Source organism: Fulvivirga lutimaris (assembly GCF_009711525.1).
Classification (GTDB): Bacteria; Bacteroidota; Bacteroidia; order Cytophagales; family Cyclobacteriaceae; genus Fulvivirga; species Fulvivirga lutimaris.
Window position 1 is genome coordinate 1 of record NZ_SMLV01000390.1, and the last position, 15,899, is coordinate 15,899.

Sequence of the window (15,899 nt, forward strand, 5' to 3'; positions counted from 1 at the left end):
CTTCTGGGGTTCCGCTTTCTCCAAAGCTGTCATTTACTGCCACCATTTCTAATGGTAGAGGTAAGTTGCGGCTTAATGTCTGTGCTACGCTGTCTCCTAATCCTCCATTCATTTGGTGCTCTTCAGCTGTTACTGCACATCTTGTTTTCTTCACAGAGGCCAATATTGCCTCTTCGTCCAATGGCTTAATGGTGTGAATGTTAATAATCTCAGCGCTAATGCCTTTTTCTGCCAAAATAGCTTCAGCTTCTATTGCCTGCCAAACCATATGGCCTGTAGCGAAAATAGAAACGTCACTACCTTCAATCATATTGATAGCCTTACCAATTTCAAACTTTTGATCAGCAGGAGTGAAGATTGGCCATTTTGGTCTGCCAAATCTTAAATAAACCGGACCTTCATAGTCAGCTATCGCAATAGTAGCGGCCTTTGTCTGGTTATAATCACATGGGTTGATCACCGTCATGTGTGGCAACATTTTCATCATGCCCAAATCTTCCAGAATCTGGTGCGTAGCGCCATCTTCACCTAAAGTAAGGCCAGCGTGCGAAGCACAGATCTTTACATTTTTGCCAGAATATGCTACTGACTGTCTGATCTGGTCATAAACTCTACCAGTAGAAAAGTTAGCAAACGTGCCTGTAAAAGGTATTTTACCACCAATGGTCATACCAGCAGCCAAACCAATCATATTGGCTTCAGCAATACCTACCTGAAAAAACCTGTCAGGGAAATCCTTTTTAAAGGCATCCATTTTAAGAGAGCCTGTTAAGTCTGCACAAAGTGCTACTACGTTCTTATTAGATTTTCCTAATTCGTGCAATCCGGCACCAAAGCCTGATCTTGTGTCTTTCTTTTCGGTATAGGTGAGTTTAGTCACGGTATAAATGTTTAGGTTATTAAGCGCCTTATGGAAGCGGCAAATTTATACATATCTTCTTAAAATAATAGTCTATTTTAAGATTAGTCAAACAATCTCACTGTTGTGGAAAGTCCTTCTTTAATGGTGAAGTTCTTAACGGTGGTGTACTTGCTGCCAGGGGCTTTTTCTACCCTGAAAACAATTTTGTAGTTACCAGGCTGTATAGCAATGGTAGATTTGGATTCCTTGCTGTCAATATCCTTGATCCACTTTTGGCTGCCATCAACATTCACCTCATATAAACTACCATACCCAGCCGCATTGTTATAAACATTTAATAATCCCGGTGCAGGCAGGGTGATTTTCTCTTGCTGGCTTTGTTTTACACTTACCTTAAACTTTCTCGAAGGCAGTGTTAACACTTCAATATCATAATCGCTAACCAAGTACTTCTGAGTGGTATTAATATCCTGAGTATGAATGAGCCTATTATTTTTGCTAATAAGCACTTTAACGCCCTGCTCATAAGTAGAAGCGCTCCTTTGGCTGATATTTAAAGACCCCTGTGGCGTAGAAAGCTCAATGGTATTGTGAATGCCAGGTTGAAGTCTGAAGTTTCTTTTAATAACAGGAGGGATGGTGTTGGCCACCACATCATAAGGTATTACGGCCTCTAATGTAACCGTGTCTGGCCTGCCTCGCTCATCCAGATAATGCACAAAATCAAAAGCGGATATATTGGTAACGCTATTGATAAAACTGACATTGACATTGGTCTCTGTGGGTTTGTTTTTTACATCCAGCAGCTCAACCGTAGCGGTGGTTTTTTCAAGACTGGTTTTAATGGCCTTTTGTAGTGCCACCTGAAAAGTGTTTAAATCTTTAGCATCAAAGAAGTCACCCAGGCACCTGAATTCTTTCGTATAGTCCTTATCAATCCCTAAACCAATAACAAAAGGCCTCAGAAAAACACCTTTCTTCTGCAGCGCTAATGATACAGAACAGGGGTCGCCATCACAGGACTCGATACCATCTGTTATGATGATGACAATATTCCTTGAGCTACCAGCCGGAAAGTCATTGGCTGCTTGTTCCAGCGAATAGGCGATAGGTGTAGTGCCTTTCGGACTAATCAGCTGCAGTTCTTTGATGATCTGTGCATGGTTTTTTTGCGCGAAGCTCACCTCTAGTTTAGTGTCTTTGCAGTTTTGCGCCCCCTTAGAGTACAAATGTCCGTAAGCACGAAGTGCCAACTCCAGCTTAGGGTTAACTTTCAGCGAGTCGACCAAATTGGTAAGCAAAGATTTGGCAACATCCATGCGCGTTTCCTGACCCCACTTGGCCAGCATACTTGCTGAGCCATCTAATAGAAATAAGATTCTGGTTTTTTCAGGAAGCTTTTGCTGTACATTCTGGGCAAGAACAAAAGTTGTTATAAACAGTAGCGCAATTACGGTTGTTACTCTTAGCATTAGGTTATCAACGATTATTTTGGGCAATAATTTCCTTTAGAACTAGGGAATCGTTTGTATTTTTTACAAAAATCGTAAATTACTCCGATGAAAAATAAAATAATACTTTGGTCTTTAACCGTAGCACTCTCTGGATTCCTTTTCGGTTTCGATACTGTGGTTATTTCTGGGGCTAACCTTCCCATAAAAGAGTTATGGCAAACCACGCCATTCTTTCACGGTACATTTATCATGTCGATGGCCCTTTGGGGTACGGTAATCGGTTCATTATTTGGAGGAATTCCTACAGATGCTATCGGTAGAAAGAAGACCCTCTTCTGGGTAGGCGTTTTGTATTTTGTATCTGCCGTGGGGTCAGCATTCGCTCCAGACCCATATTTATTTTCATTTTTCAGATTCATAGGCGGTATTGGTGTGGGAGCCTCATCCGTAGCGGCACCCACTTATATTTCAGAAATAACTTCTTCTAAAAACAGAGGTAAGTTCGTGGCCCTTTACCAGTTTATGTTGGTATTCGGTATATTGATAGCCTTTATCTCCAACTACCTGTTAGAAGGTGTTGGTGGTGACAATGACTGGCGCTGGATGCTTGGTGTAGAAGGCATACCTGCATTTATTTTTTGTATTTTAATATTAGGCGTTTCTAATAGCCCGAGATGGTTGTATTTAAAGAAGAAAGATGAAGCAGGAGCATTACGAGTGCTGAATATCATTGATCCTGCCACGGCACAAGAGCGACTTCAGGACATTAAGAATGACATTCAGCCAGATGCTCAGCACAGCAACTTCTTTACTCAGAAACATTACCGACCTATTATGCTGGCATTTTTAATCGCCTTCTTTAATCAGTTATCAGGCATTAATTTTATATTGTATTATGCACCTGAGCTGCTGGAGATAGCAGGTCTTGCTGCCAAGGATTCCCTCTTTAATTCGATATCCATTGGTGGTATTAATATGCTTTTCACCTTTGCTGGCCTTTATCTTATTGACAGGATTGGACGTAAGCAATTGATGTATATTGGTTCCATCGGCTATATTATAAGCCTGGTGCTCACTGCCTATGCGTTTTATGCGGCTATTGACCCAACGTATTTATTGGTATTCATATTGGTGTTTATTGCTTCTCATGCCATTGGTCAGGGAGCAGTTATCTGGGTATTTATCTCAGAGATATTCCCTAACCAGATTCGCGCTTATGGTCAATCGCTGGGTACAGGTACGCACTGGGTTTTTGCAGCACTTATCACATTATTGACACCAATATTTATTGACAGGGAAGAAGGGATCTTTGGGGAGAATCCGTGGCCTGTATTTGCATTCTTTGCCTTTATGATGATGCTGCAGCTGTTGTTTACCTGGAAACTGATGCCAGAAACTAAAGGCAAAACATTAGAAGAACTTGCTAAAGAACTATCACCATGAAAAAAATAGTATTAGGATTATTTATAATAACTGCTGCCTGCTCACAAAAGAAAGAAGAACAGATAGTCGTTGAAGTAGAGAATGTATCATATTACGGAGAACAGCACCGTCTGCAGTTCCACTTTTCACCAGAGGCACACTGGATGAATGATCCTAATGGCATGGTTTATTATGAAGGGGAATATCACCTGTTTTATCAATATTATCCCGACAGTACCGTTTGGGGGCCTATGCACTGGGGTCATGCAGTAAGTACCGATATGGTGAGCTGGGAGCATCTGCCTGTAGCACTTTATCCTGATGATTTGGGCTACATCTTCTCTGGTAGTGTAGTGGTGGACAAAAATAATACTTCTGGTTTGGGCACTGCTGAAAATCCACCGCTGATCGCGATTTACACTTACCACCATCCGGAAATGGCGGAGCAAGGTAAAATAGATTATCAATATCAGGGAATCGCTTACAGTACTGACAAGGGACGCACTTGGGCTAAATATGAGAATAACCCGGTGTTACCCAATCCAGGAATAAAAGACTTTAGAGATCCCAAAGTGTTTTGGTATGAAGAAGGGCAGAAGTGGGTGATGTCACTAGCTGTGTTGGATCATATCACATTTTATAGCAGTCCTGATTTAAAATCATGGACGAAAGAAAGTGATTTTGGATTTGAGTTGGGTGGCCATGGTGGCGTTTGGGAATGCCCAGACCTAATCAAAATGGGAGATAAGTGGGTGTTGCTGGTGAGTATCAATCCCGGTGGTCCAAATGGAGGTTCTGCAACCCAGTATTTTGTTGGTGATTTTGACGGTAAGAGCTTCACTCCACAAGATGAGGAAACCCGCTGGATAGATATGGGTAGAGACAACTATGCGGGCGTTACCTGGTCAAATGTGCCGGAGGAAGATGGAAGGGTTTTGTTTTTGGGTTGGATGAGCAACTGGAATTATGCTCAGGTAGTACCTACAGAGAAATGGCGTAGTGCTATGACAGTGGCTCGTACTTTTGAATTGAAGACTATGGAAGGTAAGCACATATTGGCTTCTTACCCAGTTAAAGAGCTGGAGCAGCTTAGAGGAGAAAGCATGACTGTAAATGCTTCAGGTACTACAGTTGACCTGATGAAAGGTGGTTATCAATTAGCAGATATGAATTTGACTGTAATCTCGGAGGGTGAAGCGCTCGGTCAGTTTGAATTGCTGCTTTTTAACAATGATGCGGATACCTTAAGGTTCGGTTATTCTGAAGAGAGTCAGTCATTTTATATCAATAGAGATGCCGCTGGTAATAACGAATTCTCAGAAGAGTTTAATGGAGATCAACTGGCTCCATTTGATTTGAATTCTAAAGAAATGTCTTTAAGAGTTCTTATGGATGTGGGCTCTGTAGAGATTTTTGTCAATGGCGGGGAGCTGGTGATGACTTCATTGTACTTTCCAAGTTCACCGTTTACCAATGCCCAGTTGGTAACAAAAAACCCTCAACCAATAAAGGCCGAGGGCACTATTTACAAACTAAAAGGAATTTGGAATAGGTGATTTAATAATCACCTAAAGTTTCTTCTAATTGGCCTAAAGCATTAGCTAATTCCTCATCACTAGGAGGGATGCCATGCCATTTATGTGTTCCTACCATAAAGTCAACACCAAAACCCATTTCGGTATGCATTAGGTTTAGTATTGGTTGACCTTTGCCTGTCAGGCTCTTAGCTTCTTCTATTTTAGAAATCAATGCCTCTATATCATTACCCTGACTTTCAATCACTTTCCAGCCGAACGCTTCCCATTTAGCTCTCAAGCTACCAAGACTCATTACTTCTTCTGTAGATCCATCAATTTGCTGTCTGTTGAAGTCAATAGTTGCTACGATGTTATCCACTTTGTGGTGTGCTGCATACATTGCTGCTTCCCATACTTGACCTTCGTCCTGCTCGCCATCACCCATTAAAACAAATACAAGATTATCGTCATTGTTCAATTTCTTAGCCTGAGCAGCACCTAAAGCAGCAGATAAACCTTGTCCTAAAGAACCAGAAGCAATTCTGATTCCGGGTAGGTCTTCTTCCGTAGCCGGGTGACCCTGAAGTCTTGTATTCAGCTTTCTGAAAGTCGATAACTCATCAACCGAAAAGTATCCGCTTCTTGCCAACACACTATACCATACTGGAGAAATGTGTCCGTTTGATAAGAAGAAAAGGTCTTCTCCTACACCATCTAAGTTGAAAGACTTATCATGTTTCATGATATGAAAATACATTGAAACGAAATATTCAGTACAGCCTAATGAACCACCAATGTGGCCTGACTGAACTTCATGTACCATTCTGATAATGTCTCTTCTAACTTGTGAAGATATTTTCTTTAATTCGGGGATGTTGGGAGTAGTGCTCATCGATAAATGTTTAATGATGCGAATTTAAAAATTATCAGGGAAGTAGGAGCGTATTATTGAAAAAAACGAAAGAAGGTGTCTCAAAATTATTCAAGTCTCATCTCTGCCATTCGGGCTTCTCGTGAGGAATCAATTCAATAGTGGTTATCTGTCCTTGGAAGAGATTACTTCACTGCGTTCGTAATGACGCTTAAATTTTGAGACACCTTTAAAGTGATCAATTTATTATTTTAATATCTGAGCAGTGTGCTCCTTTGTTTTTACTTTCTCAATTATTTCTTCAATCTTTCCTTGCTCATCAATTAAAAATGTGGTTCTGGCGGTACCCATATATTTACGTCCATACATAGATTTCTCTACCCATGTGCCGTATTTTTCATGTACTTCTTTTTCAGTATCTGCCAATAGTTTAAAAGGTAGGCTTTGTTTTTCTATAAATTTTTGGTGTGATTTTTCTGTATCGGTACTTACTCCTAACACTTCATAACCTGCAGCTTGCAGTGCTTCATAATTATCTCTAAGGTTGCAAGATTCTGCAGTACAGCCGGGGGTGTTGTCCCTTGGATAGAAGTATAGTACCACTTTTTTGCCTGCATAATCCTTCATTGAGACAGCGTTACCGTCTTGATCGTTTACATTAAAATCGGGTGCTTTGTCACCTGCTTTTAGCGCCATAGTTATTTAGTTTAAGGTGTTTGAATATTCATTTATATTGCCCTGCCTGTCTTCCACAAATAGCTTAACAACTCCATTAAAGGGTTTGTTATCGTTTAATTTTTCTGACCATATAAGCGCCCTTTTGCTATCGTAGTTCATTAATATCCATTCGTTATTTACATAACAATTAAATGACTTGATGCCTGAAAGGTTATCGGTTATTTTGAACCTTATGTTGTTAGCGTTGAGTGTAAGAGGGGTAACCCTGGGCGGTATTGTATCCGCTAGTATTGTGTATTTACCAAAGCTCCTGGTCCAAAAACTGACCTTGTCGGCCTCCCAACTGCCGCCTTCAAAACTTTTGTAACCATTGTCATAGATATAGTAGACTGCATATTCGTTTTTGGGATAATGGCCTTGTGGCTTTAATGTCACTTTCATAGACTTCCTTAATGGAACATAGGTGCTACCTATGTCAAAGAACTCCTGTTGCTCTGCCGTGTCTAACTTATAGTCAGTTTTTAAGTACAAGGTGTCAAATAGTGAGTTAGACGGAAAATAGATATCTAAAAACTTATCATAGTATTTGTAATCCATTTCATGAGGCACCTTGTCTTTGAAATTGTAGGACTTAAAGGATTTATCAACTTGAAGTACCTCGGGCATTTCTCTGCGCATGTCATGGAGGAAGATACCAGTATTGTTAATAAAGTAATCAGGAACAGTTGAAGTTCCATTAAGCATCACACCATTCTCGGTTTGTTCTTTTGGTACTTTATAAACAAAGGTGTTTTCTATTACATCGATATCGTATTTCAAATTGTCATAGGAGTAAAGTGACTCTGGAAAGTCCTTGCCAATAATTTTAAAAGTCAGCAGACTCTCATTGCCATAGGTATCTGTCATCTTTATCGTTACAGGCAGCTCTTCTCCAACCGCCACTTTTATTCTACCCTGATTTTTATCAGTATTGTAAAAATTCAGCTTGTTGCCATCATCTATGTAAAGTTTATGGTATCGTGTGCCAGTAAAGTGCAGGTTCTCATAGCTCATGTGCTTAAGAATGTTTCTCTGCTCGCTAAATGAGAAAGACTGGATATCATATGAGTACACCAACTTTCCATTAATGTCCATCTCCAAAGTATTTATGCCACATCTAAACCTTGAATTGTCAAGTTTGTCATAGGCATATAACTGAATGCCTATTTCACCTTTAGCCGAAATGGGTTGATCTATTACATAGTTATTGCCTACTCGCCTGGCATTGTAAGTCATTTGACCGAATTGACCGTCAACCCTTGCATTCTTATTAAGCGTGCTCACTACTATATTTTCTGCCAGCGGTGGAGTGTTATCAAGAATCTCTTCGAAACCGTAGTTAAGAGGATTTAACGGGTTTTGATACCGGTCTCTTATATCATAATGTAAGTGAGGACCGCCTGAAGAACCACTGTTGCCGGAATAAGCTATAATATCACCCTTCTTTACCGGAAACAGATCTTTTTTGATCATCAGGTTCTGTTCAAAACTTTCTGACTTATACTGCTGCGTGCGTATATAATTGGCCAATTTGCCGTTAATTCTGTCTAAATGTGCGTAGACAGTAGTATGACCATTTGGGTGTAATATATAAATGGCATTGCCATAGCCAGAGTTAGAAATAGCTACTCTAGAAACATACCCATCAGCAGAAGCATAGACAGGAAGGCCTATACGACCTTCAGTTCTTATATCTATGCCAGTGTGAAAATGTGTAGATCGTAGCTCGCCCATAGTGCCGGCAAGTGAGTTGCGCTCACCTGGCTTAATAGGAAACATGTAATATGATTCTTTAGCGATCTCACCTGGTGCTAGCTGACCAGATGCATTTAAAAAAGATAGTATTCCAACAATAAATATCAGGTTACTTAATATGTACCTCCAGCATTTTTTCATCCTCTATGTATCCCTCCAATTTTTGACCAATCGCTATCGGCCCCACACCCTTTGGCGTTCCTGTAAAAATTAAATCTCCTTTCTTCAAAGTAAAGAACTTTGAAAGGTATGATATCATATAATTGAAATTGAATAACATCATACCTGTGTTTCCATTTTGCTTCACTTCACCATCGACTTGTAATGAGAAGTTGATATTGTTTAAACCTTTAAACTTATCAATAGAGACAAAATTAGAAATAGGCGCAGAACCGTCAAACCCTTTGGCAATGGCCCATGGGAGCCCTTTTTCTTTAGCCTTTTGTTGTAAGTCTCTGGCCGTAAAATCTATTCCCAGACCTATTTCTTCATAATATTTATGGGCAAATTTCTCATCAATGTTTTTACCGACCTTACAAATCTTCAATACAAGTTCTATTTCATGATGTATATCATTTGAGTAGTCAGGGTAATAGAAATTTGCACCATTTTTTAATAGTGCAGAATCAGGCTTAGTGAAAATGACAGGTTCGTCAGGCTTTTCATTATTGAGCTCTTTGATATGTTCAGCATAATTCCGACCTATCGCTAATATTTTCATAGAAATTATTTAAATTCTGATTTGTTAAAACAATACAGCATCAAATTGTTATTGATTCAAAGTATTTTTGATAAAATTGATGAATCTTTTCTGAACATAAAATTAGTAATTATGAATACTAAAATAATTTCTGCTTTAATTATTTGCCTTCTTGTTTTTAGCTGCGCTAAAGTGCCATTGACAGGAAGAAGGCAGCTTAGTCTGGTACCTAACTCTGAGCTTTTACCAATGAGTTTCGATCAATATAAATCGGTATTAGGAGAGAGTAAAATATCGACCAATGCTGAGTATACCAGAATGGTGAAGAATGTAGGTGCTAAAATTTCATTGGCGGTTGATACTTATATGCGCCAAAATGGAATGGCCTCTCAATTGGAAGGCTACGCTTGGGAGTTTAATGTCATAGAAGAAGATATTGTAAATGCCTGGTGTATGCCTGGTGGAAAGGTGGCGTTTTATACGGGCATAATGCCCATCTGCCAGGATGAAAAAGGTGTGGCGGTTGTAATGGGACACGAGGTAGCTCATGCTATCGCCAATCATGGAAGCGAACGAATGAGTCAGGGATTAGTAGCTAATGGCCTTTTGGGTGGAGCTTCTGCGGCTTTAGGTCAGAATCCAACACTTACGAATCAGATATTATTGCAATCTATAGGTATGGGTTCACAGATAGGAATGTTGAAATTCTCAAGAACCCATGAGTCCGAGGCTGATAAAATGGGATTGATATTTATGGCTATGGCTGGGTATGATCCTAGAGAGGCACCAAAGTTCTGGGAACGAATGAATGCTAATAGCGGTGGAAGCAGACCTCCAGAGTTTTTATCTACTCACCCTAATCCAGATACAAGAATTGCGGATTTGAATTCTCAGATGCCAGAGGCGCTGAAGTATTATAAGAAGTAGTTCAGTATTACCTGTAACAAAAATGCCACTCAATTTTGAGTGGCTTTTTTGTTACATCTTCATATTCCTAAGCTTAATTTCAGTAAGCTTTCGTTTGGTATCTTGAGGGAAGTCCCCATTCATCATCCAATTGTAATAATTAGGTTCCCTTTGTAGTACATCTGCAACAGGTGTATTCCTGTGTTTTCCAAAATTAAAGACCTCTTTTCCATCATTGTTCATCACAATTCTGCCTGCCAGGTCAACCATGTTTGATGAGGTAAGCTCGTGAAGTACAGACATGTCATTTTTTATGGTGCCTATGCTTTTTCCAAGGTTATCAACCATTTCCTGACCGTCATATTTAACTACCTGAGCTTCTAGTACATCTAAAGTAGCGATAGTATCTGCCTCGGCACTGTGGGCATTGTCCAAAGTTTTGCCACAATAGAATTTGTATGCCGCTGATAGCGTTCTTTTCTCCATCATATGAAAAATTTTCTGAGCATCAATCAATTTCCTTTTTGATACATCAAAATCAACATCAGCTCTTAGGAATTCTTCCACGAGCAAAGGCACATCAAATTTCAAAATATTGAAACCAGCCAGGTCAGAGCCTTCCAGAAACTGAGCCAGGCTTTTGGCAATGTTCTTAAATGCTGGAGCATCCTTCACATCCTCGTCATAGATGCCATGAATAAGGCTGGTTTCTATTGGAATAGGAATAGTAGGATTGATTTTATGGGTTTTTATGACGCGCTCACCATTTGGCAAAAGTTTTACAACTGATATTTCAACAATTCGATCCTGAACTGTATTGGTTCCGGTTGTTTCAAGGTCAAAAAAAGTAAGCGGATTCTTTAGATTTAATTTCATTCAAATAGTTTTTGCTGCTTAGTTCAGCATGTCAGGTAATGCCTTGTAATCAAGTCCGTTAAAGGTGCCTGAGGTCATCATTAAAAGATTTTTGTTATGCCAGTCTTGCTCCTGGATGAATTTTAACATTTCTTCCTTATCATCAAAGACATGAAGGTTGCTTTCACCAAAGCTCTTCTTTATATCTTCTTTAGTGATTTTGTCCATCATCTTATGCTCTAGGGTAGATGGGCTATAAAATACAATCGGCACATTGCAGTATTTCATTGTCCCTTTATACTGGCTTAAAAACTCTTTATTCAAACTGCTGAAAGTATGCAGTTCCAAACATGCGACTAAGTCTCTTGCAGGATATTGCTCTTTTACCGCTAAGGTAGTGGCTTTAACTTTTGATGGTGCGTGAGCATAATCTTTATAAATTGATACGCCTTTTTTCTCACCTATAAGTTCAAGACGCTTGTCAGCACCTTTAAACGACTGGATAGCCAGGTAAAACTGATCTGGCGAAATACCTATTCTCTTAAGTATTTCCATAGCACCACTGATGTTCTGCAGGTTATGCTTGCCGAATAGCTTTACAGGAATATTTTCATTGCCATTAGTAAGATAGGTAACACCATCTTCTATTATGTGAGCATGAGTTTTGTAGGGTAGCTCCACCACATCTTCTCTTTCTTTGCTGCCTATTACAGTTCCTAAAGAATCATCCTCACTGTATATTAATGTACCAGCTTTTGGTGTTGCATCAGCAAATAAGTCAAATTGCTTAACATATTCGTCTTCAGAAGGAAATACATTAATATGATCCCATGATACACCAGATATTAGACCTATATGATGGTGGTATTTTAGAAACTTTGGTGTTCTGTCGATAGGAGAGGACAAGTATTCGTCACCCTCGATAATTATTATCGGAGCATCGGATAATTGGACCATGTCCTCGAAGCCTTCGATTCGTGCACCAACAGCATAATCAAAACTTCTGTTATAATATTTTAAGACATGCATCACAATAGAAGTGATGGTGGTTTTACCATGACTTCCGGAAATTACAATCCGTTGTTTATTGATAGACTGCTCATAGATGTAATCTGGAAATGAGTAGATCTTAACACCTAACTCCTGAGCTTTTTTAAGCTCCGGATTATCCTCGCGGGCATGCATGCCTAGAATTACAGCATCAAGATCGGTGGTTATTCTATTTGCATCCCAACCTTCTTTGTCTGGCAATAAGCCGTTGACGGAAAGTCGTGTTTTGGAAGGTTCGAAAATTTCGTCATCTGAACCGGTGACATGGTGGCCTTTTTTCTTTAAGGCAATAGCCAAATTGTGCATGATGCTGCCTCCAATGGCTATAAAGTGAATATTTTGAGATGGTGTACCCATGAAATGAAAATGTTAAGGGTCAAAAATAGAATAAAAATTAATATTTCGGGACTATTTTGATACTTTGAACGTTGTGCATAAGTATGTGGATAACTTATAAATTTGTGAATGGAAGTACAAGTTTTGCACATATAAAAGTGGACAAGGCTTTTTAAACTGTGGAAAATGACTAGCACATTGATTAAAAATTTACCATGCTGCTGGTGGGATGATTTTTTTATAAACAAGACTTTGTTTTTAAAGACAATCCACCAGAATTGTTCGGCTTTTATTTTCTTTTTAGGTTTGAACCTGTCATTCAAAATATAATCCAACAACCACTACATGGAAAACAAATCTTCGTCTCTAAGAGTAGGTCATAAGTCTAACAGATTAGTCAAAGATATAAACGACACGTTAGGTAAATTGCCTCCTCAGGCGATAGATTTGGAAGAAGCGGTTTTAGGTGCGTTAATGTTGGAAAAAGACGCACTTACAGCCGTTGTCGACATCCTAACACCAGGAAGCTTTTACCTGGATACCCACAAAGAGATTTATAGTGCTATAGTTACATTGTTTAACAATTCTGAGCCTGTAGATATGCGTACTGTGGTTTCACAGCTTCGTAAAAGCGGGAAGTTGGAATTTGTTGGCGGGTCCTATTATATTGCTGAGCTTACCTCAAAAGTCTCATCTGCTGCGAATATCGAGTATCATGCTCGTATCGTGACAGAGATGGCGATCAAGCGAGAGCTGATTAGAGTGGCTTCAGAAATTCATCAGGATGCCTATGAGGATACAACTGATGTATTCCAGCTTTTAGACAAAACTGAGAGTGCTTTATTTGAAATTTCTGAAGCTAATATCAGAAAGAATTATGATAGCATGACCTCGTTAATGGCTCAGGCGATTCATGAGCTTGAGGAAAGGAAAAATCACAAAGACGGACTTACTGGTATCGCCAGTGGTTTTACTGCTTTGGACAGGGTGACCTCAGGATGGCAGAAATCGGATTTGGTAATTATTGCAGCAAGACCTGCAATGGGTAAAACGGCTTTTGTTGTTTCTGCACTTCGAAATGCCGCAGTTGATTTTAATCATGCTGTAGCAATATTCTCCTTGGAGATGAGCTCTGTTCAGCTGGTTAACAGGTTGATATCTGCAGAGGCTCAGCTGGAGAGTGAAAAAATAAAGAAGGGTAATCTTGCTGACTATGAGTGGCAGCAGCTGATTCATAAAACAAATAAACTAAGTAGCGCACCAATATTTATCGATGATACACCAGCCTTATCTATTCTTGAGTTAAGAGCAAAATGTAGAAGACTGAAAGCTCAGCATGATGTTCAGCTTATCGTTATTGATTATTTGCAGCTGATGAGCGGTGATAGCTCTAAGGGCGGTGGTAATCGTGAACAGGAAATTGCATCTATTTCTCGAGCCTTGAAAGGAATTGCAAAAGAATTGGACGTGCCAGTAATTGCACTTTCGCAGTTAAGTAGGGCAGTGGAGACGCGCGGTGGAGATAAGAGACCTCAGCTATCGGATTTGAGGGAATCAGGATCTATTGAGCAGGATGCGGATATGGTAATGTTCCTTTATCGTCCGGAGTACTATGGTATTACTGAAGATGAGAATGGAATGCCAACAACTGGAGTGGGTGAGATTATTATCGCTAAGCACAGAAACGGTTCTGTTGAAAATGTGCAGCTTAAATTTATCGGTAAATACACCAAATTTACGGATTTGGATAATAATTCCTTTGGTGAGCCATTCCCAGGAGGTGGAGGAATACCTAACGAGTTTGATGACTCAAATACCATGACATTTGGTAGCAAGTTGAATTCAGGAGAAGATGATCAATCAGGTGCAGGTGGATTTGGGTATTCTGGTGGTGATGATGAAGAGGACGCTCCGTTCTAATTAATCCTTCTTTCATATTGTAGGGTTCAGTCCCATTTCTTAACTTCATTATAAACATCAAACATAATGAGGGCACTATCTATAGCATCAAAGGGAGTAATAAAGCTTATACAAGCTCCTGTACCAAAAGTACAAGCTGGAAATGTATTGGTTAAGGTTTCTGCTGCAGCACTTAATAAGCGTGATCAGTTTATTAGAGAGAGCAAATATCCAAATATCAAGTTTGGGTCTATTTTGGGTGCCGATGGTGTTGGTGAAGTGACTGAGATAGGAGATGGGGTGAATAAAAAGAATGTTGGGCGAAAAGTAATCATTAACCCAAACATCAATTGGGGTGATAATGAAGCTGTTCAATCTCGCGATTATGCCATCTTAGGAATGCCGTCAAATGGGACATTTGCTGATTTTGTAGAAGTAGGTGAAGATCGTATTCATGACATACCAAAGCACCTTAAAGATGAAGAAGCTGCAGGGCTTCCATTAGGAGGACTCACCGCATATCGTGCCTGCTTCACGCATGGGAAAATAAAGAAAGATGACAATGTTCTCATCTCCGGATTTGGTGGAGGAGTAGCCCAATTTGCATTTCAGTTTGCGCTTGCTGCTGGTGCCAATGTTTACATAACATCGAGCAGTGAATCTAAAATAAAGAAAGCCATAGATATGGGTGCCGCAGGCGGATTTAATTATACAGAATCTGATTGGTATAAAAATCTATGGCAAACCAAAGGAGGTTTTGATGTGGTAATTGATAGTGCAGGGGGGGATCAGATAAATACATTTGTTAAACTGATGAGACCTGCCGGAAGGATTGTTTTTTATGGAGCAACTAACGGCCTTCCATCATCACTCGATCTTTACAGGATGTTTTGGAACCAGGTGACTTTGCAAGGAAGTACCATGGGTAGCGACAAGGAATTTAAAGCAATGCTGTCTTTTGTAAGCAAGCATAAAATAGTGCCTGTTGTGGAGAGTACTTTTGAATTTGACAATATTATTAAGGCATTTGACGAAATAGCCAGCTCAAGTAAGGTAGGGAAGATTATTATTAAACTTTAACTTGAGTTAAGTTATTTTAAATTATCTGATTATCAAATATTTATAATTTTAAATACTAAAAATATTAGTAGAGTTTTTTACTAAAACTCTAGCTCATCAAGCGCGTTTTTAAGCTCTCTTAGTGTGGTTTCGTTGCCTTGATTTTGCGCAACTGCTATTCCCTTATTATAAGCTTTTATGGCTAGATCATCTTCTCCAAGTGCTTCGTAGAGATGGCCTACTTGATAATATGTAGCAAGATAATTTGGATGGTTGTCAAGTAGTTTTTCGAAATAATCTCGCGCAGTGCTTGGGTTAGATTTCATATATTCCATGGCAATGGCGTAGAGCGTAAATGCATCATTTGGGTCTTCATCAAGATACTTCAGTAGTTGTTCTAATCGGTTCGAATTCGTCACAGTTTCAATTTTTATTTGCTCCATTATTCGCTATCTTCACGGGCAAAATTAAAAGGTTAATTTACAACATTTTAAAT

14 protein-coding genes are annotated in these 15,899 nt (G+C 39.4%); 5 read left to right on the top strand and 9 right to left on the bottom strand.

What is annotated here, in order from left to right; all coding sequences use genetic code 11:
- Together E1140_RS12480 and E1140_RS12485 are read right to left on the bottom strand one after the other, a co-directional pair.
- On the bottom strand, positions 1 to 880 hold an 880-nt coding region (locus tag E1140_RS12480), incomplete at its 3' end, for a transketolase C-terminal domain-containing protein (RefSeq protein ID WP_185153562.1).
- An 83-nt stretch (positions 881 to 963) separates the two neighbouring features.
- Positions 964 to 2,334, bottom strand: coding sequence for a vWA domain-containing protein (locus E1140_RS12485; RefSeq protein ID WP_155184091.1), 1,371 nt, complete (start codon positions 2,332 to 2,334; stop codon positions 964 to 966).
- 87 nt (positions 2,335 to 2,421) lie between these two features.
- On the opposite strand from E1140_RS12485, the gene E1140_RS12490 reads away from it, so the two are divergent.
- Positions 2,422 to 3,759, top strand: coding sequence for a sugar porter family MFS transporter (locus tag E1140_RS12490; RefSeq protein WP_155184094.1), 1,338 nt, complete (start codon positions 2,422 to 2,424; stop codon positions 3,757 to 3,759).
- Positions 3,756 to 5,294 carry a glycoside hydrolase family 32 protein gene (locus E1140_RS12495; RefSeq protein WP_155184097.1) on the top strand — a complete coding sequence of 513 codons (1,539 nt, stop codon included), beginning with the start codon at positions 3,756 to 3,758 and terminating at the stop codon, positions 5,292 to 5,294. Before E1140_RS12490 ends, E1140_RS12495 begins: the two co-directional genes overlap by 4 nt.
- 1 nt (position 5,295) lies before the next feature.
- Here E1140_RS12495 and E1140_RS12500 read toward each other — a convergent pair whose 3' ends face one another.
- From E1140_RS12500 to E1140_RS12515, 4 genes are all read right to left on the bottom strand, one after another.
- Positions 5,296 to 6,147, bottom strand: coding sequence for a transketolase (locus E1140_RS12500; protein WP_155184100.1), 852 nt, complete (start codon positions 6,145 to 6,147; stop codon positions 5,296 to 5,298).
- Positions 6,148 to 6,372: 225 nt separating this feature from the next.
- Positions 6,373 to 6,822 (bottom strand): thioredoxin-dependent thiol peroxidase, encoded by a 450-nt coding sequence (bcp, locus tag E1140_RS12505; protein WP_155184102.1) that lies wholly within the window; start codon positions 6,820 to 6,822, stop codon positions 6,373 to 6,375.
- Between the two features lie 6 nt (positions 6,823 to 6,828).
- Entirely contained in the window at positions 6,829 to 8,739 is a 1,911-nt protein-coding gene (locus E1140_RS12510) for a M23 family metallopeptidase (protein WP_155184105.1), read from the bottom strand.
- Entirely contained in the window at positions 8,708 to 9,319 is a 612-nt protein-coding gene (locus E1140_RS12515; protein WP_155184108.1) for a fumarylacetoacetate hydrolase family protein, read from the bottom strand. Before E1140_RS12515 ends, E1140_RS12510 begins: the two co-directional genes overlap by 32 nt.
- Before the next feature lie 111 nt (positions 9,320 to 9,430).
- Here E1140_RS12515 and E1140_RS12520 point away from each other — a divergent pair, with 111 nt between their 5' ends.
- Positions 9,431 to 10,225, top strand: a complete 795-nt coding sequence (locus E1140_RS12520; protein WP_155184111.1) for a M48 family metallopeptidase — start codon at positions 9,431 to 9,433, stop codon at positions 10,223 to 10,225.
- Between the two features lie 51 nt (positions 10,226 to 10,276).
- Here the strand turns inward: E1140_RS12520 and E1140_RS12525 are convergent, their stop codons facing one another.
- Together E1140_RS12525 and E1140_RS12530 are read right to left on the bottom strand one after the other, a co-directional pair.
- Positions 10,277 to 11,080, bottom strand: coding sequence for a 3'-5' exonuclease (locus tag E1140_RS12525; protein WP_155184116.1), 804 nt, complete (start codon positions 11,078 to 11,080; stop codon positions 10,277 to 10,279).
- 18 nt (positions 11,081 to 11,098) lie between these two features.
- Complete coding sequence (locus E1140_RS12530) at positions 11,099 to 12,466, bottom strand: UDP-N-acetylmuramate--L-alanine ligase (protein WP_155184119.1); 1,368 nt, start codon at positions 12,464 to 12,466, stop codon at positions 11,099 to 11,101.
- Positions 12,467 to 12,790: 324 nt separating this feature from the next.
- Here E1140_RS12530 and dnaB point away from each other — a divergent pair, with 324 nt between their 5' ends.
- Together dnaB and E1140_RS12540 are read left to right on the top strand one after the other, a co-directional pair.
- Complete coding sequence (gene dnaB / locus E1140_RS12535) at positions 12,791 to 14,365, top strand: replicative DNA helicase (protein ID WP_155184124.1); 1,575 nt, start codon at positions 12,791 to 12,793, stop codon at positions 14,363 to 14,365.
- A 66-nt stretch (positions 14,366 to 14,431) separates the two neighbouring features.
- Positions 14,432 to 15,424, top strand: coding sequence for a quinone oxidoreductase family protein (locus E1140_RS12540; protein WP_155184126.1), 993 nt, complete (start codon positions 14,432 to 14,434; stop codon positions 15,422 to 15,424).
- 80 nt (positions 15,425 to 15,504) lie between these two features.
- On the opposite strand, the gene E1140_RS12545 is transcribed toward E1140_RS12540, so the two are convergent.
- Positions 15,505 to 15,846, bottom strand: a complete 342-nt coding sequence (locus E1140_RS12545) for a tetratricopeptide repeat protein (protein ID WP_155184128.1) — start codon at positions 15,844 to 15,846, stop codon at positions 15,505 to 15,507.
- Between the last annotated feature and the right edge of the window lie 53 nt (positions 15,847 to 15,899).

What these genes read in the sequence shown, in the direction of transcription:
- E1140_RS12545 (WP_155184128.1), bottom strand. Translation starts at nt 15,846, where the DNA reads ATGGAGCAAATAAAAATTGAAACTGTGACGAATTCGAACCGATTAGAA.
- E1140_RS12495 (WP_155184097.1), top strand. Translation starts at nt 3,756, where the DNA reads ATGAAAAAAATAGTATTAGGATTATTTATAATAACTGCTGCCTGCTCA.
- dnaB (WP_155184124.1), top strand. Translation starts at nt 12,791, where the DNA reads ATGGAAAACAAATCTTCGTCTCTAAGAGTAGGTCATAAGTCTAACAGA.
- E1140_RS12485 (WP_155184091.1), bottom strand. Translation starts at nt 2,334, where the DNA reads ATGCTAAGAGTAACAACCGTAATTGCGCTACTGTTTATAACAACTTTT.
- E1140_RS12530 (WP_155184119.1), bottom strand. Translation starts at nt 12,466, where the DNA reads ATGGGTACACCATCTCAAAATATTCACTTTATAGCCATTGGAGGCAGC.
- E1140_RS12540 (WP_155184126.1), top strand. Translation starts at nt 14,432, where the DNA reads ATGAGGGCACTATCTATAGCATCAAAGGGAGTAATAAAGCTTATACAA.
- E1140_RS12510 (WP_155184105.1), bottom strand. Translation starts at nt 8,739, where the DNA reads ATGAAAAAATGCTGGAGGTACATATTAAGTAACCTGATATTTATTGTT.
- E1140_RS12525 (WP_155184116.1), bottom strand. Translation starts at nt 11,080, where the DNA reads ATGAAATTAAATCTAAAGAATCCGCTTACTTTTTTTGACCTTGAAACA.
- bcp (WP_155184102.1), bottom strand. Translation starts at nt 6,822, where the DNA reads ATGGCGCTAAAAGCAGGTGACAAAGCACCCGATTTTAATGTAAACGAT.
- E1140_RS12515 (WP_155184108.1), bottom strand. Translation starts at nt 9,319, where the DNA reads ATGAAAATATTAGCGATAGGTCGGAATTATGCTGAACATATCAAAGAG.
- E1140_RS12520 (WP_155184111.1), top strand. Translation starts at nt 9,431, where the DNA reads ATGAATACTAAAATAATTTCTGCTTTAATTATTTGCCTTCTTGTTTTT.
- E1140_RS12500 (WP_155184100.1), bottom strand. Translation starts at nt 6,147, where the DNA reads ATGAGCACTACTCCCAACATCCCCGAATTAAAGAAAATATCTTCACAA.
- E1140_RS12490 (WP_155184094.1), top strand. Translation starts at nt 2,422, where the DNA reads ATGAAAAATAAAATAATACTTTGGTCTTTAACCGTAGCACTCTCTGGA.